This is a genomic window from Gilvimarinus gilvus (genome assembly GCF_030518155.1).
GTDB classification, from domain to species: domain Bacteria; phylum Pseudomonadota; class Gammaproteobacteria; order Pseudomonadales; family Cellvibrionaceae; genus Gilvimarinus; species Gilvimarinus gilvus.
Window position 1 is genome coordinate 1 of the sequence record NZ_JAULRU010000639.1, and the last position, 317, is coordinate 317.

General features: G+C 59.6%; 1 protein-coding gene. It reads right to left on the reverse strand.

What is annotated here, in order from left to right:
- Window positions 1–6: 6 nt before the first annotated feature.
- On the reverse strand, window positions 7–317 hold a 311-nt coding region (locus tag QWI17_RS16590; RefSeq protein ID WP_302723643.1), incomplete at its 5' end, for a histone-like nucleoid-structuring protein, MvaT/MvaU family.

Genomic DNA, 317 nt, shown 5'->3' on the forward strand with positions numbered 1-317 from the left:
GTTTCATCAGCGAGCCCAGCTTTCCACCTCGGCGGCGCCATACTGCTCTTTCCAGGCTTTGAGGCCGCGGTGGTTGCCGCCTTTGGTCTCGATCCGCTCGCCGGTCTCGGGGTGTGTGTAAACCTTCACCACCCGCGGGCGACGGTGCTGTTTGGGGGCAGGGCCGGTGGTGCGCCCCCCGGCTTTGGGGTCAAGTATGGCTATGACATCGCGCAGGCTTTTGTCGTAGCTTTTCATCAGGTTGACGAGTTTCTGCTCGAACTCGATTTCGCGCTTTAACCCGGCATCTTTTTTCAACGCTTCCAGTTGGGCCATCT